General features: G+C 74.3%; 22 protein-coding genes. 12 read left to right on the top strand and 10 right to left on the bottom strand.

Annotated features, from left to right (window positions below; translation table 11 throughout):
* Positions 1–112 precede the first annotated feature (112 nt).
* From V6U81_RS11645 to V6U81_RS11625, 5 genes are all read left to right on the top strand, one after another.
* A complete protein-coding gene (locus tag V6U81_RS11645; protein WP_334487850.1) occupies positions 113–3,181 on the top strand; it encodes an AfsR/SARP family transcriptional regulator in 3,069 nt (1,022 codons plus the stop codon).
* 248 nt (positions 3,182–3,429) lie between these two features.
* Positions 3,430–3,921 carry a cyclic pyranopterin monophosphate synthase MoaC gene (moaC, locus tag V6U81_RS11640; protein ID WP_334487847.1) on the top strand — a complete coding sequence of 164 codons (492 nt, stop codon included), beginning with the start codon at positions 3,430–3,432 and terminating at the stop codon, positions 3,919–3,921.
* Complete coding sequence (locus V6U81_RS11635) at positions 3,918–4,388, top strand: MogA/MoaB family molybdenum cofactor biosynthesis protein (protein WP_334487844.1); 471 nt, start codon at positions 3,918–3,920, stop codon at positions 4,386–4,388. The genes moaC and V6U81_RS11635 overlap by 4 nt, the downstream gene beginning before the upstream one ends.
* A gap of 90 nt (positions 4,389–4,478) precedes the next feature.
* A complete protein-coding gene (locus V6U81_RS11630) occupies positions 4,479–5,738 on the top strand; it encodes a molybdopterin molybdotransferase MoeA (protein ID WP_334487842.1) in 1,260 nt (419 codons plus the stop codon).
* 20 nt (positions 5,739–5,758) lie between these two features.
* Complete coding sequence (locus V6U81_RS11625; protein WP_334487921.1) at positions 5,759–6,166, top strand: molybdenum cofactor biosynthesis protein MoaE; 408 nt, start codon at positions 5,759–5,761, stop codon at positions 6,164–6,166.
* A 21-nt stretch (positions 6,167–6,187) separates the two neighbouring features.
* On the opposite strand, the gene V6U81_RS11620 is transcribed toward V6U81_RS11625, so the two are convergent.
* Both V6U81_RS11620 and V6U81_RS11615 read right to left on the bottom strand, forming a co-directional pair.
* Positions 6,188–7,633, bottom strand: a complete 1,446-nt coding sequence (locus V6U81_RS11620) for a glycosyltransferase 87 family protein (RefSeq protein WP_334487840.1) — start codon at positions 7,631–7,633, stop codon at positions 6,188–6,190.
* 203 nt (positions 7,634–7,836) lie between these two features.
* Positions 7,837–8,382: a DoxX family protein gene (locus V6U81_RS11615; protein WP_334487838.1), complete on the bottom strand. Its 546-nt coding sequence runs from the start codon at positions 8,380–8,382 to the stop codon at positions 7,837–7,839.
* 135 nt (positions 8,383–8,517) lie between these two features.
* Here V6U81_RS11615 and V6U81_RS11610 point away from each other — a divergent pair, with 135 nt between their 5' ends.
* A complete protein-coding gene (locus tag V6U81_RS11610; RefSeq protein WP_334487836.1) occupies positions 8,518–9,063 on the top strand; it encodes a GNAT family N-acetyltransferase in 546 nt (181 codons plus the stop codon).
* Between the two features lie 12 nt (positions 9,064–9,075).
* Here V6U81_RS11610 and V6U81_RS11605 read toward each other — a convergent pair whose 3' ends face one another.
* Positions 9,076–10,317, bottom strand: a complete 1,242-nt coding sequence (locus V6U81_RS11605) for an AAA family ATPase (protein ID WP_334487834.1) — start codon at positions 10,315–10,317, stop codon at positions 9,076–9,078.
* 141 nt (positions 10,318–10,458) lie between these two features.
* Positions 10,459–11,136: an LppU/SCO3897 family protein gene (locus tag V6U81_RS11600; protein ID WP_420884010.1), complete on the bottom strand. Its 678-nt coding sequence runs from the start codon at positions 11,134–11,136 to the stop codon at positions 10,459–10,461.
* A gap of 82 nt (positions 11,137–11,218) precedes the next feature.
* Here V6U81_RS11600 and V6U81_RS11595 point away from each other — a divergent pair, with 82 nt between their 5' ends.
* Entirely contained in the window at positions 11,219–12,190 is a 972-nt protein-coding gene (locus tag V6U81_RS11595; RefSeq protein WP_334487831.1) for an EamA family transporter, read from the top strand.
* An 11-nt stretch (positions 12,191–12,201) separates the two neighbouring features.
* On the top strand, positions 12,202–12,972 hold the full coding sequence (locus tag V6U81_RS11590) for a prepilin peptidase (protein WP_334487828.1): 771 nt from the start codon (positions 12,202–12,204) through the stop codon (positions 12,970–12,972).
* Between the two features lie 297 nt (positions 12,973–13,269).
* Here V6U81_RS11590 and V6U81_RS11585 read toward each other — a convergent pair whose 3' ends face one another.
* The 5 genes from V6U81_RS11585 to V6U81_RS11565 all read right to left on the bottom strand — a co-directional run bounded on the left by V6U81_RS11585 (position 13,270) and on the right by V6U81_RS11565 (position 19,988).
* Positions 13,270–16,464: a UvrD-helicase domain-containing protein gene (locus V6U81_RS11585; RefSeq protein ID WP_334487825.1), complete on the bottom strand. Its 3,195-nt coding sequence runs from the start codon at positions 16,462–16,464 to the stop codon at positions 13,270–13,272.
* 94 nt (positions 16,465–16,558) lie between these two features.
* Positions 16,559–17,806: a metallophosphoesterase gene (locus V6U81_RS11580; protein WP_334487823.1), complete on the bottom strand. Its 1,248-nt coding sequence runs from the start codon at positions 17,804–17,806 to the stop codon at positions 16,559–16,561.
* An 11-nt stretch (positions 17,807–17,817) separates the two neighbouring features.
* On the bottom strand, positions 17,818–18,063 hold the full coding sequence (locus V6U81_RS11575) for a MoaD/ThiS family protein (protein WP_334487821.1): 246 nt from the start codon (positions 18,061–18,063) through the stop codon (positions 17,818–17,820).
* 3 nt (positions 18,064–18,066) lie between these two features.
* A complete protein-coding gene (moaA, locus tag V6U81_RS11570) occupies positions 18,067–19,080 on the bottom strand; it encodes a GTP 3',8-cyclase MoaA (RefSeq protein ID WP_334487819.1) in 1,014 nt (337 codons plus the stop codon).
* Positions 19,077–19,988, bottom strand: a complete 912-nt coding sequence (locus V6U81_RS11565; RefSeq protein ID WP_334487816.1) for a fructosamine kinase family protein — start codon at positions 19,986–19,988, stop codon at positions 19,077–19,079. Before V6U81_RS11565 ends, moaA begins: the two co-directional genes overlap by 4 nt.
* 172 nt (positions 19,989–20,160) lie before the next feature.
* Here V6U81_RS11565 and V6U81_RS11560 point away from each other — a divergent pair, with 172 nt between their 5' ends.
* Complete coding sequence (locus tag V6U81_RS11560; protein WP_334487814.1) at positions 20,161–21,219, top strand: DUF4192 domain-containing protein; 1,059 nt, start codon at positions 20,161–20,163, stop codon at positions 21,217–21,219.
* Positions 21,220–21,224: 5 nt separating this feature from the next.
* Here V6U81_RS11560 and fdhD read toward each other — a convergent pair whose 3' ends face one another.
* Positions 21,225–22,082, bottom strand: a complete 858-nt coding sequence (fdhD, locus tag V6U81_RS11555; protein WP_334487811.1) for a formate dehydrogenase accessory sulfurtransferase FdhD — start codon at positions 22,080–22,082, stop codon at positions 21,225–21,227.
* 73 nt (positions 22,083–22,155) lie between these two features.
* Here fdhD and mobA point away from each other — a divergent pair, with 73 nt between their 5' ends.
* The 3 genes from mobA (at position 22,156) to V6U81_RS11540 (ending at position 24,190) form a co-directional block, all read left to right on the top strand.
* The gene (mobA, locus tag V6U81_RS11550; RefSeq protein ID WP_334487808.1) at positions 22,156–22,755 is read left to right on the top strand and encodes a molybdenum cofactor guanylyltransferase; all 600 of its coding nucleotides are present in this window, start codon (positions 22,156–22,158) and stop codon (positions 22,753–22,755) included.
* On the top strand, positions 22,752–23,006 hold the full coding sequence (locus tag V6U81_RS11545; protein ID WP_334487806.1) for a DUF6457 domain-containing protein: 255 nt from the start codon (positions 22,752–22,754) through the stop codon (positions 23,004–23,006). The genes mobA and V6U81_RS11545 overlap by 4 nt, the downstream gene beginning before the upstream one ends.
* Positions 23,007–23,086: 80 nt before the next feature.
* Positions 23,087–24,190, top strand: coding sequence for a T3SS (YopN, CesT) and YbjN peptide-binding chaperone 1 (locus V6U81_RS11540; protein ID WP_334487803.1), 1,104 nt, complete (start codon positions 23,087–23,089; stop codon positions 24,188–24,190).
* Positions 24,191–24,206 lie beyond the last annotated feature (16 nt).

The raw sequence follows: 24,206 nt of genomic DNA, 5'->3' as shown, positions 1-24,206 counted from the left end.
GTAGTTTTCCGCGTCGATCCCGGTGGCGCCCCCGGAAGTGGTGGGCGTCGGAGTCGGAAGTGGCACGGACGGTAGTTGCGGGGAAACGCGTCACGGACGGGGGTGGCTGGTCATGGTCGCGATTCACGTCCTGGGAAAGCCCACCCTGCTGGTCGACGGCCTTTCGTTGGCACTGGGAACGCCGAAGCAACAGGCCGTTCTGAGTCTGCTCGCCGTCAACGCGAACCGCACGCTGGGTATCGACGAGTTCGTTGATGAGTTGTGGACCGGTTCGCCTCCCGTCTCCGCTGTGGCCAATGTTCGTTCGTACGCCGGCAACCTGCGGCGGGCGCTCGAGTCGGCGCAACAGCCGGTTCTGATCAGGGAGGCCGGCGGCTACCGGCTCCGGCTCCCGGACGACGCGCTCGACCTCGTCGTCTTCCAGCGCCTGGTGGAGCAGGCCAGACGAGCCTGGGCCGCAGCCGACCTCGATAGCGTCGACGCTCGGCTCAGCCAGGCTGAAGCGTTGTGGCGTGGGCCGATGCTCACCGGTGTGCCACTCGGACCCATTCTGACCGCCCGGTGTGCGGCAGCGGACGAGGAGCGGTTGGCAGCCCGCGAGTTGTGGGCCCACGCGCACCTGCGCCAGGGCCGGACCCGCAGTGCCGTGCTGCGCCTCCGTGACCACGTTCGCGCCCACCCACTCCGTGAACAGGCCCACGCGCTGCTGATCCGGGCCCTCCATCAGGAGGGTGATCCGGCCGGTGCCATCGCCGCGTTCCGGTCCGCCCGGACGATCCTGGCCGAGCAGTTGGCCATTGAGCCGGGCCCCGACCTGCAGCAGCTCTACCGAGCGGTGTTGAACCGCGAGCGCCTGCCCGATCCTGCCGGTCTGGATCCGGCGGAACCCGGGCGGCCCACTCGGCTGGTGCGTGCCGACGAGCGCCCGGTCGACGTGCCGGTCCCGCTGAACTGGCTGCCCCGGCCGGTGTCGAACTTCGTCGGCCGGGGCGAACTGGTCGACCGCATGGTCATCGAGATCGAGGCCGCGACGTCGACGACCTCGCCGGTGCGGGTCGTCGACGGCATGCCGGGCAGCGGCAAGACCGCACTCGTCGTCCATCTGGCGTACCGGCTGTCGAAGCGTTATCCCGACGCCCAACTCTTCATCGACCTGCGCGGACACGCCGAGGGCGCGCCTGTGGAGCCGGCGGCGGCGCTGGTCGCTCTGCTCCGGCAACTCGGCGTACCGGCGGGTCGTATCCCGTCGGAGTCCGCGCATCGGATTGATCTGTGGCGGCGGGAGATCGCCGCACGCCGGGCTGTCGTCGTGTTGGACAACGCGGCGGACACCGAGCAGATCCTTCCGTTGCTGCCCACCGCGCCGGGTTCGGTGGTGCTGGTCACGTCCCGCCGCCGGCTCTCGGCGCTGGAGACCGGGCCGGCGGAGTCACTGCCGCTGCTGACCGGGGAAGAGGCGGTCAGACTGCTGGCGCTGACCGCGGGAGTGGAACGGGTGGGACGGGAGCCGGAAGCGGCCGCTGAGGTGGCGCGGCGCTGCGGCCACCTTCCGCTGGCCATCCGGCTGGCCGGGGCCCGGCTCGCTCAGCGTCGCAGTTGGCGGGTCGCGGAGTTGGCGTACCGGCTCGGCGAGGGGACGACGGTCATTGCCCACCTGGCCGCGGAGCAGCAGACGGTGGCGCGGGCCTTTGCCGCCTCGTACGAACCGCTGAGCGAACCGACCAGGCGCCTGTTCCGACTGTTGAGCGTCCACCCGGGTGGGCAATTCGACGTGCCCATGGCGGCGGCCCTCGCCGGCCTTTCGTGGGACCGCGCGGGAGCGGCGCTGGACGAACTCCTCGACCAGCACCTGGTGGAGGAGTTGACGGACGGCCGGTACCGGCTGCACGACCTGATACGGCAGTACTCCGTGGAACTCTCGGCGCCAGAGCCGCACCTCGAGGAGCGGCAGAGCGCCGCCGTCAGTCTCCTGGACCACACGCTGCACGTTGGCATCCGGGTGGCGGAGCTGTTCGAGCCCCAGCTCGTCCGGTTGCACGCGGACCTCGCCGAGCCCCTCCGCCCCGACCTGATCGAGGCGTCGGGGAATCCCGACGTCGAATGGTTGGAACAGGAAAGGGCGAATCTCGTTTCGCTGATCGCGTTTGCGGCCGAGAACGGGCACTGCGGGTATGCGTGGCGGCTGGCCCGGATCCTGTGGCGGTTCTGCTACATCCGCGGGTATTTCGATGACATTCTGTTGACCCATCGGCACGGGTTGGCGGCGGCCGAGAAAGAGGGCGATCAGCGGGCTGAGGCGATGATGCACAATTACCTCGCCTCCGCGTACACCAGAACGGCCAGCTACCCGAAGGTGCTCAGGCACCTCGAATCGGCCGTCAGGATCAGCCTGTCTCGGGGCGACCGGGCGGATGAACATCGGTACCGGGCCAACCTGGTCGTCGTGTACTGGCTGATGGGGGACCTCGGTCAGGCGATCGCCCTCGGACGGCAGCTCCAGCGCGACTCGGCTCACGAGATACGGGTTTCGCTGCCCAACCTCGGCATAGCGTTGACCGCCGCAGGGCAGTACGACGAGGCGCTGCGGGCCCACCGGCTGCATCTCTTCATTGCGCGGGCCCGATCCAGCTACTTCGACACGATGAACGCGCTGAGCCACATCGGCGCGGTCCAGAACCGACTCGGACGGTACCCGGAGGCGATCCGGCGGCTCACGGCGTCGCTGGGACTACGCGACCGGACGGGGCACCGGTTCGCCGAGGCGGAGACCCGTAACGACCTCGGGATCGCGTACCGGAGTCTCGGTCAGCTGAACCAGGCCCGGGATCAGCACGAGTACGCCCTCGAGTTGGCGGTCGACTGCGGCGAGCGCCACGTCCAGGCGGCTGTGTTGAACGACCTGGGCCTCACGCTGGCACGCACCGGCGAGAACGAGAGCGCGGTCGCGGCACACCACCGGGCGCTCGAACTCGCCACCCGGATCGCCCACCCGTACGAACAGGGCCGGGCGCTGACCGCCCTCGCCGACCATCTCGCGACCGGTGATCCGGCCGAGGCGCGACGGTACCGGCAGCGGGCACTGGTGATCTTCGAACGAATGGGTGCCCCCGAGCGGTACGAGGTGGCGAGCTGGCTGGCCGTCACGACACCCTCGGCCCCGGGTCCCCCGCCCGTCGCCTGACCGGCTGCGACGCCGCTTATCGATTTCTTATCGCCCACCCCGGTAGCGTTCCCGCCGGTCGGCGAAACGGGGGAGGTTCTGACCCTTGGTCAGAAGCGGGCCGGCGAGCCCCCGCACGTCAAGGTCCCCCCAGCGACTGACGACGGCGGGTAGGTGGGGAGGGGCGTGGCCCGGGCACCCGGTCGCGCCCCTCCCGACCGGGCGGCGGGCGGGAAAACCGGTCGTACCCGACCGATAGGCTGCCGACCGTGACCGATCCCGCGCAGCTCAGCCACGTCGACGCGGCCGGCGCGGCCCGCATGGTCGACGTCTCCACCAAGCCGGTCTCCGGCCGGCTCGCCGTGGCCGCCGGCCGGCTCCGCACCACCGCCGAGGTGGTCGACCTGCTCCGCCGCGACGGCCTGCCCAAGGGTGACGCGCTGGCGGTGGGGCGGCTCGCCGGCATCATGGGCGCCAAGCGCACCCCCGACCTGATCCCGCTCTGCCACCCGATCGCGCTGCACGGTGTCACGGTCGACCTGCGGCTCACCGTCGACACCGTCGAGATCACCGCGACCGCGCGGACCGCCGACCGGACCGGCGTGGAGATGGAGGCGCTGACCGCGGTGGCCGTCGCCGGGCTGGCCCTGGTCGACATGGTCAAGGCGGTCGACCCGGCCGCCTCCGTCGAGAGCGTCCGGGTGCTCCGCAAGGAAGGCGGCAAGACCGGCGAGTGGGTCCGGCCGGAGGACCGGCCGTGATCCGGGCGCGGGTGGTGGTGGCCTCCAACCGGGCCGCCGCCGGCGTCTACGCCGACACCAGCGGGCCGCTGCTCGTCGCCGGCCTGCGCGAGCTGGGCTGCACGGTCGACGAGCCGGTGGTGGTGCCCGACGGTGAGCCGGTCGGCGCGGCGCTGCGGGCCGCCCTCGCCGACGGGATGGACGTGGTCCTGACCAGCGGGGGCACCGGCATCACCCCGACCGACCGGACGCCCGACGTGACCCGCGCGCTGCTCGACTACGAGATCCCCGGCATCGCCGAGGCGATCCGTGCCCACAGCCGGGAGCGCGTCCCCACCTCGGCGCTGTCCCGGGGGCTGGCCGGCGTGGCCGGGCGAATGCTGGTGGTCAACCTGCCCGGTTCGCGGGGCGGCGCGAAGGACGGGCTCGCCGTGCTCGGCCCGATCCTGACCCACGCCGTGGACCAGCTGCGCGGCGGCGACCACTGACGGGGCGGCTGGCGGCGCGCGGCGATAGGCTCGCCGGGTGAGCGCGGGCCGCCCGCGCCCCGACCGACTCTCGAACGGAGGCCACCCCCGGTGAGCACGGAAACCGCCGACGCGGCGCAGGTCGCCGCGCCGCCGCCGCCGGCCGGGTGGGAGGAGGCCCGCTCCCGGGTGTACGCGGTCGGCCTCTCCGCCGCGCTGCCCGCGGTCAATCGCGCCCTCGCCGACACCGACGGGCAGACCCTGGCCGAGCCGCTCACCACCCGTACCGACCTGCCCGCCTTCCCCACCTCCAGCGTGGACGGCTGGGCGGTCCGCGGCGACGGGCCGTGGCAGGTCGTCGGGCGGGTGCTGGCCGGGGGCGTCCCGGAGCCGCTGACCGCCGACGGGACCACCGTCGAGATCGCCACCGGCGCGATGGTCCCCGCGGGGGCGACCGCTGTGCTGCGGATCGAGGAGTCCCGGCGTACCGCCGACGGGCGGGTCACCGGCACGCCGCGCCCCACGCCGGAGTGGCGGGAGCCGGGCGAGGAGGCCGCCGCCGGCGAGGAGCTGCTGCCCGCCGGCACCCCGATCGACCCGGCGCTGATCGGGCTGGCCGCCTCCTGCGGCCACGACCAGCTGCGGGTCCGCCGGCAGCCGCGGGCCGCCCTGCTGGTCTTCGGCGACGAACTGCTCACCGCCGGCCCGCCCGGCGCCGGTCGGGTCCGCGACGCGCTCGGCCCGGCGGTGCCGGCCTGGCTGCGCCGCTACGGCTGCCAGGTCCGCCCCTCCGACGTGGTCGGCCCGGTGGCGGACACCCTCCCCGCCCACGTGGCGGCGCTGCGCACGGCGCTGACCGCCGCCGATCTCGTCTGCACCACCGGCGGCACGATGCACGGCCCGGTCGACCACCTGCACCCGACGCTGGAGGCGCTCGGCGCGGACTACGTGGTCAACACCGTCGCCGTCCGCCCCGGCTTCCCGATGCTGCTGGCCCGGCTGGCCGGCGCGGACGGCCGGGTCCGCTTCGTCGCCGGCCTGCCCGGCAACCCGCAGTCCGCGATCGTCGCGCTGGTCTCGCTGGTCGCGCCGCTGCTCGCCGGATTGCAGGGCCGGCCGATGCCGGTGCTGCCGCACGTCACCCTCGCCGAGCCGGTGGCCGGCCGCGGGGACTACACCCACCTGGCGCTGGTCCGGCTCGACCGGGCCGCCGGCACCGCGCACCCGGTCCGGCACGTCGGCTCGGCCATGCTGCGCGGGCTGGCCGGTGCGGACGGCTTCGCGGTGATCCGTCCCGGCACCACCGGCGAGGTGGGCGCGCGGGTGCCGGTCGTACCCCTGCCGCTGCTGCCCGGGGAGCGGTCGTGGTGACCGCCGGGCCGACGGTGACCATGCTCGCGGTCACCGACCAGCCGCTCGACCTGGCCGCGCACGAGGCCGCGGTCGCCGAGCGCCGGGCCGGCGCGGTGGTCTCCTTCCAGGGCGTCGTCCGCGACCACGACCACGGCCGTGCGGTCACCCTCCTGGAGTACGAGGGCCACCCGAGCGCCGGCGACGTGCTTCGCGAGGTGGCCGCCGAGATCGCCGCGGAACCGGGCGTCTACGCGGTCGCGGTGTCGCACCGGATCGGCCGGCTGGAGATCGGCGACGTGGCCCTGGTCGCGGCGGTCAGCACCGCCCACCGCGCGGCGGCCTTCGCGGCCTGCGCCCGGCTGGTCGACGAGGTCAAGGCGCGACTGCCGATCTGGAAGCGGCAGGTCTTCGACGACGGTACCGAGGAATGGGTCAACTGCCCCTGACCGGGCGGTGCAGTCGGCCGGTCAGCGCCGGCCGGCGGTGGCGGCGACCCGGGCCAGCCGGTCGGTGTAGAACGCCGGCTCGGCGCCCGGTCGCCAGGGCAGCGCGGCCACCAGCACGATCAGCGCCAGCGCGAGGGAGTTCTCCATCAGCGCGCCGAAGAGGCCGTCCTGGTAGTGGGAGACCTCGGGGAGTTGGTGCTCGTACGGCCAGATCGGCGAGATCAGGAAGAGCAGGTAGAGCCCGACGGCGGCGACGCCGTGCCGCAGGCCGGTCAGCGTCGGGTACCAGATGGGCGGTCGCAGCCCGGTCATCCCGGGCGGCCCGCCGTACGCCGACGAGGGGCCGGTGCGCGGCGACGGTCCCCGGCTGGCCTCGCGCCGGCGTACCGCCGCGTCGGCGAGCACGACGATCGCCGGGATGACCCAGACCAGGTGGTGTGACCAGGAGATCGGGCTGATCACGTTGGCGGTCAGCCCGACCAGGGTGAACGCGGTCAGCTCGTCGCCGTCGGCGCGGGCGGTCGCCGCGCGGGAGAGCCCCACCGCCAGGATCAGCACGGAGAACGCCAACCAGAGCAGGCCGGGCGTCTCGATCGAGTCGTAGAGCCGGGCCAACAGGCCGGCGAGCGACTGGTTGGGGGTCATGTCGGCGGCGCCGACCCGCTCGGTCTGCCAGAGCACCCCGCCGAAGTAGGCCCGCGACTCCGTGCCGACCAGCGTGAACGTCCCCACCGTCACGCCGATGGTGGTGCCGACGGCGGTCGCGGCGGTACGCCACTGACGGGTGACCAGCAGGTAGACGATGAAGAGCGCCGGGGTCAGCTTGACCGCGGTGGCCAGGCCGATGCCGGCGCCGGCCCAGGCGCCGCTGTAGAGGAAGCGCAGCAGCGGGCCGTCGGTGGGGCGGCCGTGGGTGCCCCGGCGGGACCGCCAGCGCAGCCCGACCAGGTCCGCCATGATCAGCGCGAAGAGCAGCACGTTGACCTGGCCGTACCCGAGGGTCTCGCGGACCGGCTCGATGGCCACCGCCATCGGGGTGGCGATGGCCACGGTGAACCAGAGTGGCCAGGTCAGCCGGTCGACGATCGGGCGCAGCAGCGCGGCCAGCACGACGGCCAGGGCGCCGATGCTGCCCGCCGCGTTGATCCAGCCGGCCGCCTCGATCGGCAGTCGGGCCATCGGCAGCATCATCAGCGCGGCGAACGGCGGGTAGGTGAAGCCAAGCGTGGTGGTGGGGGCGATGAACTCGTACAGGTCGTGCCCGGTCGCCCACCACACCACCGCGCCGTGGTAGATCTTCATGTCGAAGAAGTTGTACGGTCGCCCGAACGCGCCGATGGCGAGCCAGGCGGCGTAGGCGGCGGCGGACACGACACCGGCCCGGGTGGCCGCCCTTCGATCGATCCCGCGCGTCGCGCGACGGACCGGAGCGAGGCGGTCCAGCCGTCTACCGACGGTCGCCGGCATGGCGTGGCCACCCCCGTACCAAGGTCGTCCTACCCGTCCAGGTCCGGTTCGGAGCCTAGAACGGCGCCTCACGTTGCTGCCTCCCCCGTTATGCGACCGTGTCCGATCCCACACATGTTTTTGACATTTCCACCGCGTTAACGGGTGTCGGGTGGTTCAGGTGATTCGCGGCCTTACGGGGGTTTTGGCCTTATTGACGCAGGTCAGCCCGGGAGTCGTCGGGCGGCGGACGCGGACGCGACGGCGATCCGGGCCTCCCGGCGGGCGGTGCGGACAGCGCGCTGCACGGAACGTCGGGAGTGGCCGATGCGATGGCCCGCCCGCCAGCGCAGACCCGGCTTCCCCTCGGTGTCCGCGGCGGCGAGCAGCAGGCCGCCGAAGAGCCCCAGGTTCTTCAGGAAGTGAACCTGGTTGTTGTTGCGCATCGCCGGATCCTCGACGTTCCAGAGGGGATGACCGGCGACCGTGGTGGGGATGAGCGTGCCGGCGAGCACCAGCGCGGCCGGCCGGGTGAGCTTTCCGGTGGCGAGCATCAGACCGGCGGCCAACTGCACGGCGGAGTTGAGGCGGATCAGTGTCTCGGTGTCGGTGGGGAGCTGGGGGGCGGCCCGGGTGATCAGCGGGGCGACCCGGTCGGTCACCGGCTGGGCGGCCGGCACGAGTCGCTGCGGGTTCTGGAAGTTACGGGCGCCGCTGACCACGAAGATGCCGCTCAACATGACACGGGCGAGGGAGCGCACGGGTTTCATGGATCAGTCATACCCCGTCACGGCGGCCGTTACCCGACCAACGGCCGATCCCGACCGGCCGCTCGTGGACGTCTCGCCACGCCGATTCGAGCGACCGTCGCTGATGGACCCCTGCCGACGGGTAACGTCGCGCGGGTGACGACCCTGCGGCTGCGCCCCGAGGACCCGGCCGACACCGGCCCGGTCCGCCGGGTGCTGGCCGCGGCCTTCGCCCGACCGGAGGGCACCACCCCCGGCGAGGTCGCCCTCGTCGACGAGCTGCGTGACAGCGACGCCTGGATCCGCGAGCTGGCCATGGTCGCCGAGTACGGCGGCGAGGTGGTCGGCTACGCCCTGCTCAGCCGGGTTCGGGTGGAGTCCGACGAGGTCCGCGAGCCCGCGCTGGCGCTCGGCCCGGTGGGGGTCGCCCCGCACCGGCAGCGGGTCGGGCACGGCACGGCGGTGGTGCAGGCCGCGCTGGACGCGGCGACCGAGCTGGGCGAGCGGCTGGTGGTGGTGCTCGGCGACCCGGGCTACTACCGGCGTTTCGGCTTCACCCGGGCGGACCGGATGGGCCTGACCAGCCCGTGGTCCGGTCTCGGCGAGCCCTGGCAGGCGCTGGTGCTGCCGCCGGCCACCAGCGACGAGGGGCCGCCGCCGCACGGTGAGGTGGTCTTCCCCGCGCCCTGGTCCCGGGTCTGAACCGGCCGGTGGTCAGGCGGGCTGGGTGCGCAGGTAGCGGCCGAAGTGCGGGACGGTGAAGGCCACCGTGCCCCGCTCGCCGGAGTAGATCAGCCCCTTCTTGATCAGCGCGTCCCGTGCCGGGGAGAGGCTGGCCGGCTTCCGGCCGAGCGCCCGGGCGATCTCCGCCGTCGGCACCGCCGCGTCCATGTCGTCCCGGCCGCCGCCGTCGACCTCCCCCTCCACCAGGGAGAGCGTGGCCATCGCCCGCATGTACTCCCGCTCGGCCGGGGTCGCCCGCTCGAAGCGGGAGCCGAAGAAGCCCACCGCCAGTTCCGCCTCCGCCTCGGGCGCGGCGACCCGGACGTCCGCGGCGGTGATCGGCGAGCGGGGCGCGTGGTCCCAGGTCGCCTTCCCGTACGCCTGGACGAAGTACGGGTACCCGCCGGACTTCTCGTAGAGCAGGTCGAGCGCCTTCTGCTCGTACTCGACCTCCTCCCGCTCGGCCGGCGCGCAGAGCGCGTGGTCGGCGGCGATCCGGTCCAGCCGGTCGATGCGCTGGTAGCGGAAGAGCCGCTCGGAGTACGACTTGGCGGCGCTGAGCACGGCCGGCAGGTGCGGCAGGCCGGCGCCGACCACGATCAGCGGGGCGCCGAGCTGGGACAGTTCGTGGCAGGCGGCGCAGAGCGCGGAGACGTCCTCCGGGCCGAGGTCCTGCATCTCGTCGATGAAGACCGCGATGCCGGTGCCCACGTCGGCGGCGACCGCGGCGGCGTCGCTGAGCAGCTCGACCAGGTCGATCTCGATGTCGCCGGAGTCGGCCCGGCCGCTGCTCGCGGGCACGTCGATGCCGGGCTGCCAGCGGTCGCGCAGCTTCGGGGCGGCGCCGGCCCGCCCGGTCGGCGCCGAGCGCTGGGCGAAGGCCTTCAGCACGCCGAGGAAGGCGTCGATCCGGTCCGGGGCGCGGTGCCGGGGGGCGAGTTCGCGGACCGCCATGTGCAGGGCCGCGGCGACCGGGCGGCGCAGTGACTGGTCGGGGCGGGCCTCGATCTTGCCGGTGCCCCAGAGGTGGTTGATGGCCTGCGAGCGGAGGGTGTTGAGCAGCACCGTCTTGCCGACGCCGCGCAGGCCGGTGAGCATCAGGCTGCGCTCGGGGCGACCCCGGGCGATGCGTTCCAGCACCACGTCGAAGACGTCCAGCTCCCGCCCCCGCCCGGCGAGTTCGGGCGGGCGCTGGCCGGCGCCGGGGGCGTACGGGTTGCGGACAGGATCCACGCATCGCACAGTATCGGCCCGTCTAGTCGACGGGCTAGAGATGCGTAGACGGGGCTACCGGCGTGTCTCGGACCGTCGACACGAATCTGCGGCTGTCTAGCGTAGACACTAGAGAGACATAGATTGGGGTACGAGAGGGAATCAGCGCTGCTTGAGGCAGAGCACGAAGTCCAGGGTGTCCAGCTCGCTGTCGAAGAAGTACCAGTTGGTGTACCCCTCCACCCGGCCGCACTTCGCCTCGGCGTCCTTCTCGCCACTGGTCGCCCCGTCGAAGCGGCGCAGCACCTGGTACGTCTTCGGGCCGCACTCGGCGACCAGCAGCTTGGGCTTCCCGCCGGCCGGCCCCTCGTTGCGGACGCACTGCCCGGCCTTGACGAAGCGCGGGTCGGCCGACGACGCCGGCGCGGGAGTGGTGGGTGCCGCCCCGGCCGGTTCGGGATCGCTCGGCTCGGCGGGCGCAGTCGGCGCGGCGGAACCGGCGACCGGAGTCGGGTCGTCGTCCCGCCCGAGCAGGAACCAGAGGATGCCCGCGCCGACGAGCACCAGCACCGCGAGCACCGCCAGCACCGCGACCAGCGGACTCCGGCCGCGCTTCGGCGTCGGGTTGCCCGGATGCGCCGTCGGACCGGTCGTCCGGTACGGGTCCGCCGGGTCGTACGCCGTGGACGGGGGGTACCCGCCGGCAGGGTAGGGCGGGTACGCCTGCTGCCCGGCGTACGGCTGCGGTGGCTGACCCGGCGCGGCCCCGTACCCGCCGTCGGCGCCTCGCCCACCCCACGGCTCCGGGGAGCCGTCACCCGGGGGTCCGTAGTTCGCCATGCCCGCCCTCCTGCGTACGAGTACCGACGGCCGGACACCCACGAGGGACGTCGCGCCCCGGCCACCGTAGCGTGGTCCACCGATGAGCTCACCTCCCGCGAGTGCGACACCCGCCCGGCCCGCCCTGCTCTGGACCGCGCTGGTGCTGGTCTACGTCCTGTGGGGCTCCACCTACCTGGGCATCCGGATCGCGGTCGAGTCGCTGCCGCCGCTCGCTTCCGCCGCCACCCGGTTCGCCGCCGCCGCCCTGGTGCTGGCCGTCGTCCTCCGGCTCCGCCGGGGGCCCGGCGCGCTCCGGGTCGACCGGCGGCAGCTCGGCTCCGCCGCGCTGGTCGGCGTCCTGCTGCTGGCCGGCGGCAACGGGCTGGTGGTGCTCGCCGAGTCCGGCCCGCCCGGGGTGGCGGTGCCCTCCGGCATCGCCGCGCTGCTGGTGGCCACCGTCCCGCTGCTGGTGGTGGTGCTGCGTACGGTGACCGGCGACCGGCCCCGGGCGTGGACCTTCGCCGGGGTGACGCTCGGTTTCCTCGGCCTGGTCCTGCTGGTCCTGCCGACCGGAGGCACCGGCGCGGTGCCGCTGGCCGGCGCGCTGACCGTGGTCGCCGGGGCCACCTCCTGGTCGGTCGGCTCGTTCCTCTCCAACCGGCTGCGGATGCCCGCCGACCCCTTCGTCGCCACCGTGTACGAGATGGCCGCCGGTGCGGCGGCGCTCGTCGGGCTGGCGGTCGCCCGGGGCGAGCTGAGCGGGTTCTCGCCGGTGGAGGTGACCACCCGGTCGTGGCTCGCGCTGGCGTACCTGATGGTGGCCGGCTCGTTGGTGGCCTTCACCGCGTACGTCTGGCTGCTGGCGCACGCGCCGATCTCGCTCGTGGCGACGTACGCCTACGTCAACCCGGTGGTCGCGGTGGCCCTGGGCGCGCTGCTGGTCGCCGAGCCGGTCACCGCGCAGGTGCTGCTCGGCGGCGCGGTGATCGTGGCCGGGGTGGCGGTGGTGGTGAGCACCGAACGGCCGCGCCGCCCGGTCGACGGGGCAGCCCCGGAGCCGGCGCGCCGGTAACGTCCCGGCCCGTGTCCGTCGGCCTGGTGACCGCCGCCGCCCTGCTCGGGGCGCTGGCCGGCGCCGCGGTCCCGGCAGCGGCCCGCCGCTTCACCACCGGCCCGCCGGTCCCGGTGCCGCCGCCCGGTGCGCGGCCGGTCCCGGCGCCGCTGGCCCTGGTGCGGCCGGTCCTGGTGCCGCCGGTCCCGGTGCCGCCAGCCGGTGCGCGGCCGGGAGGCGCCGCCGAGCGGCAGAGCGGCGCGAAGCAGTGGGCGAGCGGGTGGGTCGGGGTGAGCGCGCTGGTCGGCGCGGTGGTCTTCGGCGGGCTCGCCGCGGCGCGCGGCACCGAGCCGGACCTGCCGGTGTTCCTGCTGGTGGCGGCCATCGGGCTGGTGCTGGCCCGGGTCGACCTGGCTTGGCTGCGACTGCCCGACCCGCTGGTCCTCGCCGCCGGGGCGACTGCCGCCGTCGGTCTGCTCGGGGCGGCGCTGGCGATCGGCACCCCGTACCGGCTGCTCGGCGCGGTGGCCGGCGCGGCACTCTCCTTCGCCCTCTACGTGATGCTGGCGCTGCTGCCCGGTTCGCGGCTCGGCTTCGGCGACGTGAAGCTCGCCGCCGCGCTCGGCCTGCCGCTCGGTTGGCTCGGTTGGCCCACCCTCTGGCTGGGCCTGTTCCTGCCCCACCTGCTCAACGGTGTGCTGGTCGTCGGTCTGCTGGCCACCCGCCGGGTACGCCGGGACACCGCCCTGCCGTTCGGCCCCGCGCTGCTCGCCGGTGCCTGGCTGGCCGTACTGCTCGCTTAGAGCCGCCGCACCTCAGCCGTGCCTCCGCCGCGCGCCTGCCGCGCACCGCTGCTGCCAGTGCACCGCCGTCGCTGCCGCACCGCCGCGCCCCGTCCGCCGGGCGTATCCGTCCGCCGGGCGTGTCCGACCGAAGGAGAAGTTTTCCTTGTTAGCGATATGACCCAGAGTCATGAATATGCCTCTGCGTCATATCGCTCACGGAGCAAACCACCGACAGGGACATCACGCGGGGTGATGCGAGCGCCGAAAGCTGGGCCGATCACCTGGTCGTCCGGCCCCATGGACACCGGGACACCGTCAGATCAGCCGGAGCTGGCGGTCCCTCGGCCGGGGCGGCTCGGCCTCGCCGAACCGCTCGAACAGCCCCGGATCGATGACGTCGAGGAACGGCGACGGCCGGCACTCGCGCTCCGCCCCGTGCCGGACCCGGCGGGCCGCGTGGCTCAGGTAGAGCCGGTCCTGCGCGCGGGTCAACCCGACGAAGAAGAGCCGCCGCTCCTCGGCGACCGCGTCGGCGTCCGGCTCCGCACCGGGCCAGCGCAGCGGCAGCAGCCCGTCCTCCGCGCCGACCAGGAAGACCACCGGAAACTCCAGCCCCTTCGCGGCGTGCAGGGTCAGCAGGGTGACCGCCTCGGCCCGCGGGTCGAGCGCGTCCACCTCCGCGCCGGTGGCCAACTGGGACAGGAACAGCTCCAGGTCGTCGCCGCACCGTCGGGCCAGCGGGGTGAGCAGGTCGACCGCCGTGCGGACGTCCTCGGGGCGTACCGCGCCGGAGCCGTCCAGGGTGGGTGCGGCGAAGCGCTCGGCGAGCATCTGACCGGCCAGGCGTACCCGGGCGGGAAGCCCGCCGCCCAGGCCATCGGCGTGCCGCAACTCACGGGCGATGGCCGGCACGCCGGGCCGGTCACGCAGCCGGTCGTGCGAGCGCTTCTGCACCGGGATGTTCGCCCGGGCCAGGGCGTCCACGATCGGCGCGGCCTGCGAGTCGGTGCGATAGAGCACCGCGATGTCGGAGAAGGAGAGCGTGGTCGACCGACCGTCGATCCGGCCCGAGTCCAACGACCGGTGGGAGAGCCCGCCGACCAGGTCGTCGATGGTGCGTACCACGAAATCGGCCTCGTCGGCGACGGAGGCCGCCGGGTAGCGACCGACCAGCGGAGCCTCCGGGTCGAGCCGGGCCGGGTCCAGCCGGCGGCCCCGGACCAGCGACGACGGCGCGATGGCCTGCACCGCGGCGGCCAGGATCGGCGCCGACGAGCGGTAGTTGCGGTTCAGCCGGACCAGCCGCGCGTCGGTGAAGTCCTGCGAGAAGCGCAGGAAGTAGCCGACGTCCGCGCCGCGGAACGAGTAGATCGCCTGGTCCGGATCGCCGATCGCGCAGAGGTTGCCGTCGGCGGGACTGAGCAGCCGCAGCAGCTCGTACTGGACCGCGTCGACGTCCTGGTACTCGTCGACGAAGATCCACCGCCAGCGCTCGCGGTACTCCCGGACCAGATTCTTGTCGCCCTTCAACAGCGCTACCGGCAGAGTGAGCAACTCGTCCAGGTCGACCAGGTCGTGCTTGCGGAGCAACCCGGTGTACCGGGCGTCGTCGTCGCCGGCCTCCGCGCCGGCCGCGGAACGGTCCGCGTCGTCGGCGATCCGGAAGTCCGCCGGCAGGCCGGCCGCGCCGGCGTTCTCCCGCAGGATGGCCAGCCCCAGCGAGTGGAAGGTGCCCACGGTGACGTCCTCGGCCACCGGTCCGAGCAGGCCGTCCAGGCGGTGCCGCAGCTCCTCCGCCGCGCGCCGGGTGAAGGTGATCGCCAGGCACTGCTCCGGGAAGACGTTCAGCTCCGCGCAGAGGTACGCGATCCGGTGGGTCAGCGTCCGGGTCTTGCCGGTGCCCGGGCCGGCCACGATCAGCAGCGGGCCGCCCGGCGCGGACGCCGCCACCCGCTGCATCGCGTCCAGCCGGTCCAGCAGGCCCGTGCCGACCTCCTCCATCCCGGCGAGCATCGGCTCGAACGGCTCGTGCGGCGAGGGCGCCGGCGCGATCGGCGGCGGCGGGGTCGGCGCGACCTTCCGCTTCGGCTCGGCCTTCGCCGCCGCTGGGCGCCGGGCCTTCGACCGGGCCGCCGGCTCCGCAGGGGTTCGCTGCGCCGGCACGGGTACATCGAAGAGCGTCTCCTGCGCGGCGGACGCGCCGCCGGAGCTCAGCTCGGCCGGGTCGAAGAGGGTGATCACGCCGTACTCGCCGTCGTAACCCGGCACCCGGTGGACCTCGCCGCGGCGCAGCCGGCCGATTCCCTCGGCGAGCAGCTCGCCCCCGACCCGGCCGACCTCGTCCAGCGGGGTGGTGGTGAGGATCTCCAGCTCGGGGCCGAGCGCGGCGACCAGGTCGTTGAGCTTCCCCTCGACCTTCTTCGACCGGGCGCCCACCCCGTTCAGCTCACCCAGGATCTCGGCCAGTGGCACCAGGTGGGCGACGTCCCGGGCGTGGTCCGGGCGGTGCCCCGCCGGCCGGTCGGCCAGTTCCGCCACCCGGCTCAGCACACCCACGGTCAACGGCTTGCCGCACTCCGGGCAGCGACCGCCGGCCTGGCGGGTCCGCTCCGGCGACCAGTTGACCCCGCAGAGCCGGTGCCCGTCCGCGTGGTACTTCCCCTCTTCCGGGAAGAACTCGATCGTCCCGGCCAGGCCGTCGCCGGTCCGCAGCGCCTCCCGGATCGCGAAGTAGTCCCGCGCCGAGTCGAAGACGGTGGCCTCCCGGGCCAGCGCCGGCGGCGAGTGCGCGTCCGAGTTGGAGACCAGCCGGTAGCGGTCCAGGCTGGCGACCCGCCAGTTCATCTCCGGGTCCGAGGAGAGGCCGGTCTCCACCGCGAAGACGTGCTCGGCCAGGTCGGCGTAGCAGTCCGCGATCGCGTCGAAGCCCGACTTCGAGCCCAGCGCGGAGAACCACGGCGTCCAGATGTGCGCCGGGACCAGGTACCCGTCCGGACTCGCCTCCAGGGTGATCTCCAGCAGGTCCCGGGAGTCCAGGCCGAGGATCGGGCGGCCGTCCGAGCCGAGGTTGCCGATCCGCCCCAGCGCCGCGTTGAACCGGGCCACCGCGTCCAGGTCCGGCAGGTAGATCAGGTGGTGCACCTTGCGGGTCCGGTCGTCCCGCTTGTAGATCGTGGAGATCTCCACGCTGAGCATGAACCGGACCGGGTCCGCCTCCGCCGCGTTCGCCAGCCGGGGCGGCAACCGGCGGGCGATGTCCGCCTCGGCCTCCGGGCTCAGCCGGTACAGGCCCGGCTCGGCCGGTCGCAGGGTCTCCCGCAGGTGGTCGTACCAGGCGGGATGGGTGAAGTCGCCGGTGCCGAGCACCCCGATGCCCTTGCGCCGGGCCCACCAGCCGAGGTTCGGCAGGGTGAGGTCACGGCTGCACGCGCGGGAGTACTTCGAGTGGATGTGCAGGTCCGCGACGAACGACGGGACGCCACCGGGGGACGCGGCGCTGAACGGAGGCACGCCGCATCCTGTCACGGCCGGTCCACCGCCCGCCCGCCGCCACGCGTACGCGTGACCTGAGCAATCCGGTGCTGGACTGCGGGACCCCGGCGCGCTATGGGGCGCGCAGCTCCACCAGGGTGACCTGCGGCGGGGCGCCGACCCGCACCGGCGGGCCCCAGAAGCCGGCGCCGTTGGTCACGTAGACCTTGGTGCCGTCCACCTCGCCCAGCCCGGAGACCACCGGCTGCTGGAGCGGAACCAGCAGGTTGAACGGCACCATCTGCCCGCCGTGGGTGTGCCCGGACAGTTGCAGGTCGACGCCGAACTTCGCCGCCTCGTGCGCGGCGACCGGTTGGTGAGCCAGCAGCACCACCGGCCGGCTCGGGTCGCGGTCGGCGAGCGCGGCGGCGTAGTCGGGCGGCGCGGCCAGGCCGGTGCCGGCGGCGGTGACGTCGTTGACCCCGGCCAGGTCCAGCACGCCGCCCCGGGCCCGGATCTCCTGGCGCTCGTTCTGCAGCACCCGCAGGCCGAGCCGGTCCACCTCCCGCACCCACTCCTCCACGCCGGAGTAGTACTCGTGGTTGCCGGTGACGAAGAAGTTGCCGTACCGGGAGCGGAGGCCACGCAGCGGCGCTGCCGCGTCGCCCAACTCGGCGACCGAGCCGTCGACCAGGTCACCGACGACGGCCACCAGGTCGGCGTCGAGCCGGTTGATCGCGGCCACGATCCGCTCGGTGTGCGCCCGCCCGGCCAGCGGGCCGAGGTGGATGTCGGAGACGGTGGCGATGCGCAGGCCGTCCATGCTCCGGGGAAGCTTCGCCAGTGGGATCCGGACCCGGTCCAGCCGCGGCGGCCCCATCGCGGTGCGGACGCCGTACCCGGTGACGCCCGTGGCGGTGAGCCCGGCGAAGATCGCCGCCCCGCGGGCCAGCAGCAGCCGGCGGGACGGGTCGTGGTCCGGCTGACCCACCGCCGCCGCTGCCGGCGGGTCGGCGCCGCCCGCGGCCCCCACCAGCACCGGTTCCGGTGCGGCGGCGGTCGCCTCGGCCGCGGTGACCCGGCGGCGCAGCACCAGCTTCGTCACCGCCGTCGGCACTTCCAGCACCAGCAGGACGACCAGCAGGTAGAACATCACCGCGAGCCAGAGGTAGCCCGGCCAGGCCAGCCAGTGCGCCCCGCCGACCCGGGTGCCCACCATGGTTCCCGGTACGAGCAGGGCCAGCAGCAGCGCGACGATGCTGCCGATCCGCCGCCACCGCCCCGGGAAGGTGGTGTCCTTGACCAGCCGCTTCCACAGGTAGAAGTGGATCAGGCCGGTGATCAGCGCGAGGGTGGCGACGAACGCCAGAGTCGCCAACATGTCGCCCCTTGTCAGCCCCCCGCGAAGGGAGGCAGTACGTCGATCGTGGCCCCGGCCGGCAGCGGTGCCCGACGATCATGACAGGTCACGCCGTCGACCAGGAAACTCGCGACCTGGAGCACCGCCGCCATCCGGGGCCCGTGCCGCTGCGCGAGTTCACCCACCAGTTCGTCCAGCGACCGGTCCGCGGATGCGGCCTCCTCGCTGCGGCCGGCGGCGGCCCGCGCTCCGGCGAAGTACCGGACGGTGACGTCCATGGCTCAGCCTCCGATCGCCGACATCGGGCGGACGGGTTGCAGGAACGTCGGGTCGTCGATGCCGTGCCCGGCCCGCTTGCCGCGCATCGCCACCTGCCAGCGCCGGGCCAGCTCGGCGTCGTCCGCGCCGGCCCGCAGGGCGCTGCGCAGGTCGGACTCCTCGGTGGCGAACAGACAGGCCCGGACCTGCCCGTCGGCGGTCAGCCGGGTGCGGTCGCAGTCGCCGCAGAACGGCCGGGTCACGCTGGCGATCACGCCGACCTTCGCCGGCCCGCCGTCCACCAGCCAGGTCTCGGCCGGGGCCGCGCCCCGCTCCGCCGGATCGGCGGTCAACGCGAACTCGGCCACGAGCGAGGCGAGGATCTCGTCGGCGGTGACCATCGTCGCCCGGTCCCAGCCGTGCTGGGCGTCCAGCGGCATCTGTTCGATGAACCGCAGCTCGTACCCGTGGTCGAGGGCGAAGCGCAGCAGCGCCGGCGCCTCGTCGGAGTTGACGCCGCGCATCAGCACCGAGTTGATCTTCACCGGGGTGAGCCCGGCGGTGGCCGCGCCGGCCAGCCCGGCGAGCACGTCGGCGAGCCGGTCCCGGCGGGTCAGCGCGGCGAAGCGGTCCCGGTCCAGGGTGTCCAGCGACACGTTGACCCGGTCCAGCCCGACGCTCTTCAGCGTGGCGGCGAGTCGTTCGAGCCCGAGGCCGTTGGTGGTCACCGAGATCCGCGGGCGGGGTGCCAGCGCCGCCACGGCGGCCACGATGCCGACCAGGCCGGGCCGGATCAGCGGCTCCCCGCCGGTGAACCGCACCTCGGTCACCCCGAGCCGCTCCACCGCCACCCGCACCAGCCGGACGATCTCGTCGTCGCCGAGCAGCTGGGGGCCGGCCAGCCAGGGCAGCCCCTCGGCCGGCATGCAGTAGGTGCAGCGCAGGTTGCACTTGTCGGTCAGCGACACGCGCAGGTCCCGGGCGACACGGCCGTACCGGTCGACGAGGACGCCGTCGGTCGTCGGGGCGGCGGTCACCCGTCGACCGTAGCGCGCCCGGCCCCGGCCAGCGCGTCGCGGGCGGCCCGAGTGACCGCATCCCGGTACGCCGCGCCGAACAGGGCGGTGTGCACCAGCAGCAGATGCAGCTGGTGCAGCGGCACCCGGTCCCGCCACCCGTCGGCCAACGGCCACGCCTCCCGGTAGGCGGCCATGATCCGGTCGTGCTGCGGCGGGCCGCCGAAGAGTGCCAGCTGGGCCAGGTCGGTCTCCCGGTGGCCGCCGTGCGCGGCCGGGTCGACCAACCAGACCCGGTCGTCGGCCCAGAGCAGGTTTCCCGGCCAGAGGTCGCCGTGCAGCCGGGCCGGCGGCTCGTCCCCGCCGAACTCGCCGATCCGCGCCACGACCCGCTCGACCAGCGCGGTCTCCGCGCCACCGAGCGCGCCGCCGTCGACCGACATCCGCAGGTACGGCAGCAGCCGCCGCCGGGCGAACCAGTCCGACCAGGGCCCCTCGTCGGGGGTGTTGTCCTGGGGGAGCGCGCCGATGAAGCCCGGCCAGTCCGCGCCGAACGCCGGCGCGCCGGCCCGGTGCATCCCGGCCAGTTCCCGCCCGAACCGCTCGGCCGCCTCCGGCGTCGGCTCGCCGGGCTCCACCCAGTCGAGCGCCAGCAGCTCCGGCAGCGCCACGACCACCTCGGGTACGGCCACCGTGCCCGCCGCCCGCAGCCAGCGCAGGCCGGCGGCCTCGGTGTCGAAGAAGTGCTCCGGCACCGGTCGGCCGGCCCGCTCCGGCCAGGTCTTCGCGAAGATCGAGTGGCCGTCGTCCAGGGTGAGCCGGGAGGCGGCGCAGATGTCCCCACCCGCCACCGGGGTCTCCCGGATCCGCTGGTGGGTCAGGAAGGTGGGCAGGTGCTCCGGGTGCGCCCGCAGGTACGCCAGGTCCATCTGCGCAACGTATCCGCTGCGGCGCCGGCCGGTGGCCCGGCGCGTCCGGTGGCCGCTGCCCGAGCCGTGGCGAAACAGGCCCACCTGCATGAACACTCTCCGTATCTGTGGACAAGGCGCGTGTCGTCCACAGGGTCTGTCGGTCGCCTCCGGCCGGTCGCAGGCTGCCTCCATGACCGCGACCGACCGCCCCCGGCTCACCGTCCGCTCCCCCGGCGACCTGCTCGCCGCCGTGCCGTACCTGCTCGGCTTCCACCCCGCCGACAGCGTGGTCGTGGTGGCGCTGCGCGGCCGGCGGATCGTCTTCGCCGCCCGGTCCGACCTGCCCGACCCGGGCACCGACCCGCGACTGCCCGCCGACCACCTGGGCGACGTCCTCGCCCGGCAGGAGGCCGAATCCGCCACCGTCGTCGGGTACGGCCCTGCGGAGCGGGTCACCCCCGCGGTGGACGCGGTCCGCGCCGCGCTGACCGACGCCGGGCTGAGCGTGCTCGATGCCCTTCGGGTGACCGACGGGCGGTACTGGTCGTACCTCTGCGACGGGGTGGACTGCTGCCCGCCCGACGGCACCCCGTACGACCCGGGGGCCAGCCAGGTCAGCGCGGCGGCGGTCTTCGCCGGTCAGGTGGCGCTCCCCGACCGCGCCGCGCTCACCGCCCAGGTGGCCCCGCTCGACGGACTCGACCGGGAGGCGATGCGGTGGGCGGGGGTGGCGGCCGAGCGCCGGCTGCTCGCTCTCCTGGAGGACGCGCCCGCCGCCGACCTGCTGGACGGACGCGTGGTCCGGGCCGCCGGGGTGGTGGCGATCCGGGCGGCGCTGCGCCGGCACCGTCGGGGGGAGCGGCTGACCGACGACGAGGTGGCCTGGCTCAGCCTGCTCCTCACCCACCTGCCGGTCCGGGACCACGCCTGGGAACGCACCGACGGGCGCGAGGAGGACATCAGCCTCTGGAGCGACGTGCTGCGCCGGGCCGAGGAGGAGTTGATCGCGGCCCCGGCCAGTCTGCTGGCGTTCGCCGCCTGGCGGGCCGGGCAGGGGGCGCTCGCGGCGGTGGCGCTGGAACGGGCGCTCGCCGCCCACCCCGACTACTCGCTCGCCCAACTCCTCGACGACCTGCTGCGCCGGGGCGTACCCCCGTCCGAGCTGGACGGCTGGCCGGCGGTGGGCGAGCCGGGCGTGGTCCGCCGCCGCTCCCGCCGTCGCGGCCGGCTCCGGCGGGGCATCGGGTGAGCGGGTCAGTCGACGGTGACCCGCCGCGGGCCGGCGTAGACGTTCATCGTCCGGCCGCGCAGGAAGCCGACCAGCGTCATCCCCGCCTCGTCGGCCAGGTCGACGGCGAGCGAGCTGGGCGCGGAGACGGCGGCGAGCAGCGGTACGCCCGCCATCCAGGCCTTCTGGGTCAGCTCGAAGCTGGCCCGGCCGGAGACCAACAGCACGTGCCCGGCCAGCGGCAGCCGGCGTTCCCGCACCGCCCAGCCGACCACCTTGTCCACGGCGTTGTGCCGGCCGACGTCCTCCCGGAGCACCACCAGCTCCCCGTCCGGGGTGAAGAGGCCCGCCGCGTGCAGCCCGCCGGTGCGGTCGAAGGCCCGCTGGGCCGCGCGCAGCCGGTCCGGCAGCCCGGCGAGGACGTCCGCCCGCACCGTCAGGTCGTCCTCGGCCACCGGGTACGGCGAGCGGGTCCGGATCGCCTCGATGCTGGCCTTGCCGCAGACCCCGCAGGAGCTGGTGGTGTAGAAGTTCCGCGACGGGTCGGTGGTCGGCTCCGGCACGTCGGGGGCGAGCACCACGTCCACCACGTTGTACGTGTTGGGCGTCTCCGCACCGGCGCAGAGCTGGGCGGTGAGCACGTCCTCGGTCGAGCGGATCAGCCCCTCGGTGAGCAGGAAGCCGATCGCCAGGTCGATGTCGTCACCGGGCGTCCGCATGGTCACCGCGAGGGGCCGGCGCCGGCCTGGGCCCGCCGGGCCGACCCGGATCTCGAACGGCTCCTCCACCGACAGGGTGTCCTGGCGGCGGACCGGGGCGCGCCCGTCGGCCGACGCGTCGAGGTCGATCCGGAGCACGCCGCGTCGATCAGTCGCCCGTCCCATCCCGCCATCCTGCCCCCGCCGACCGTCCACCCGCACGGCGGCCGGCGTCCCCCACGACGGCTACGGTGGCCGGGTGACGGCGTACGCGGCGGTGGTGCTGGCCGGAGGGGCGGCCCGGCGGATGGGCGGTCGGGACAAGCCGGCCGTGCCGGTCGGCGGCCGGCCGATGCGCGAGCGGGTCCTGGCGGCCGTGTCCGACGCCGTCCCGCGGGTGCTGGTCGGGCCGGCCGACGGGGTGCCCGCCGACGTTCTGGTGACCCGGGAGGACCCGCCGGGCGGTGGCCCGGTGGCCGCCGTCGCCGCCGGGCTGGCCCTGCTCCCCACCGGTACGACCATCGTCGCCCTGCTCGCCGCGGACCTGCCGCTGCTCACCCGGGACGCGGTCGGCGTCCTGCTCCGCGCGCTGTCTTCCGAGCGGGCCGACGGTGTCTGCCTGGTCGACGGCGACGGTCGACGGCAACCGCTCTGTGGGGTGTGGCGGGTTCCGCCACTGCGCGCCGCGCTCGGCCGGCTCGCCGCCCGGCGTGACGGCACCCTCGACGGCGCCTCGATGCGGGAGCTGCTCGGTGAGCTGACCGTGGGGGAGCTGGCCTGGTCCGCCAGTGGCCCGCCGCCCTGGTTCGACTGCGACACTGACTCCGACGTACGCCGGGCGGAGGAGTGGACACGATGACGGTGATGGACGACTGGATCACGGCGGCCTGCACCGAGCTGGGCCTGGAGCCGGCCGACGTGCCGGTGCCGACGGTGCTGGACCTGGCCAAGGACGTCGCGCACCAGGTGCTGCGGCCGGGCGCGCCGGTCACCGCGTACCTGCTCGGGGTGGCGGTGGGTCGCGGCGCGGAGCCGGCCGACGCGGCGGCCCGGCTGAGCGCCCTGGCCGGCACCTGGCCGGTGGAGCTGGGCGGCGAACGTCCGGAGTGAGGAGGGTGTCCGATCCCGGTCGCGGTGGATTCGATCCCCGGCGTGCCTGGGTAGGGTGACCTTGACGGACGGAGGCGATCATGACGGCAGACCACCCCTCGGTGCCGACCGGTGATCATTCCGGCGCTGCGCCGGAACAGTACGAGTCGGTCCTGCTGGACGAGCCGACCACGGCCGACCTGCGAGCGAAGGTGACCGAGGCGTGGCGGGAGTTCGCCCGTGCGCTCGCCGAGAGGCTGCGGACGCTGCCCACCGGGGCGCACCTGGAGCTGACCCTCGATCCGACCGCCTCCGGCACCGGCGACGCGGTCTACTCGATCAGCGTCGACGCCCGCGACGAGGGTCGGCTGTCGGCCCGCGCGGTCGGCAACGCCACCCTTCCGCAGGGCTATCGGCTGGACCGCGCCGCGGTCGCCGACATGATCGCGCTGGGCTGGTCCCCGCCGGGCGTGGTGGCGGGCTCCGGCGAGCAGTTCGGGCTGGACGCCTCCGGCGGTGACGCGAGCAAGCTGGCCGCGCTGCTCTCCCGCACCCTGCGCGACGTCTACGGCGCCCCGCACCCGGCCTTCCTGGTCTACCTGGTGCACGACGCCGAGGGGGAGCCGCTGCCGGCCGAGCCGCTGGGCACCGCCCGCAGCGAGTTCGGGCCGGACCGGGACGTGGAGGCCGACCTCGACGAGGCGCTGGCCGCCGCCGCGAGCGCACCGGGTGGCGAGAGCGACGTGCTGGCGCTGGAGGAGCGGGTCCGCACGGTCGTCTCGACGCTGCTCAAGTCGAACGCCGACCAACTCCAGGTCGACTCGGACGGCGACATCAACATCCGGGCCGGCTCGGCGATGGTCTTCGTCCGGGTACGCGACAACCCGCCCCTGGTCGACGTCTTCTCCCCGGTGCTCACCGAGGTCGAGCCGACCGAGCGGCTCTACGTGAAGCTCTCCGAGCTGACCAACCGGATGCCGATCGGCCGGCTTTACTGCGCCGACGACACGGTCTGGGCGTCCATCCCGGTCTTCGGCCGCAACTTCCAGGCCACCCACCTCATGCTGGCCGTGCAGGTGATGACCGGGCTGGCCGACGAGCTGGACGACCGGCTGCACGGCGAGTTCGGCGGCAAGCGCTTCTTCGGCGAGGGCGACAAGCCCGGCCGGGGCGAGTCGGAGCACCGGACCGGCATGTACCTCTGAGTTCTCGCCGCCGGCC

The organism is Micromonospora lacuserhaii (genome assembly GCF_036902735.1).
Taxonomy (GTDB): domain Bacteria; phylum Actinomycetota; class Actinomycetes; order Mycobacteriales; family Micromonosporaceae; genus Micromonospora.
The sequence above is the reverse complement of the archived record's forward strand: the minus strand, read 5'-3'. Positions and strand labels throughout refer to the sequence as shown.

Coding starts and splice junctions, on each gene's coding strand:
- fdhD (WP_334487811.1), bottom strand. CDS start 22,082: ATGGGACGGGCGACTGATCGACGCGGCGTGCTCCGGATCGACCTCGAC.
- V6U81_RS11540 (WP_334487803.1), top strand. CDS start 23,087: ATGACGGCAGACCACCCCTCGGTGCCGACCGGTGATCATTCCGGCGCT.
- V6U81_RS11595 (WP_334487831.1), top strand. CDS start 11,219: ATGAGCTCACCTCCCGCGAGTGCGACACCCGCCCGGCCCGCCCTGCTC.
- V6U81_RS11575 (WP_334487821.1), bottom strand. CDS start 18,063: ATGGACGTCACCGTCCGGTACTTCGCCGGAGCGCGGGCCGCCGCCGGC.
- V6U81_RS11545 (WP_334487806.1), top strand. CDS start 22,752: ATGACGGTGATGGACGACTGGATCACGGCGGCCTGCACCGAGCTGGGC.
- V6U81_RS11620 (WP_334487840.1), bottom strand. CDS start 7,633: ATGCCGGCGACCGTCGGTAGACGGCTGGACCGCCTCGCTCCGGTCCGT.
- V6U81_RS11645 (WP_334487850.1), top strand. CDS start 113: ATGGTCGCGATTCACGTCCTGGGAAAGCCCACCCTGCTGGTCGACGGC.
- V6U81_RS11560 (WP_334487814.1), top strand. CDS start 20,161: ATGACCGCGACCGACCGCCCCCGGCTCACCGTCCGCTCCCCCGGCGAC.
- V6U81_RS11615 (WP_334487838.1), bottom strand. CDS start 8,382: ATGAAACCCGTGCGCTCCCTCGCCCGTGTCATGTTGAGCGGCATCTTC.
- V6U81_RS11600 (WP_420884010.1), bottom strand. CDS start 11,136: ATGGCGAACTACGGACCCCCGGGTGACGGCTCCCCGGAGCCGTGGGGT.
- V6U81_RS11625 (WP_334487921.1), top strand. CDS start 5,759: ATGCTCGCGGTCACCGACCAGCCGCTCGACCTGGCCGCGCACGAGGCC.
- V6U81_RS11580 (WP_334487823.1), bottom strand. CDS start 17,806: ATGTTGGCGACTCTGGCGTTCGTCGCCACCCTCGCGCTGATCACCGGC.
- V6U81_RS11565 (WP_334487816.1), bottom strand. CDS start 19,988: ATGGACCTGGCGTACCTGCGGGCGCACCCGGAGCACCTGCCCACCTTC.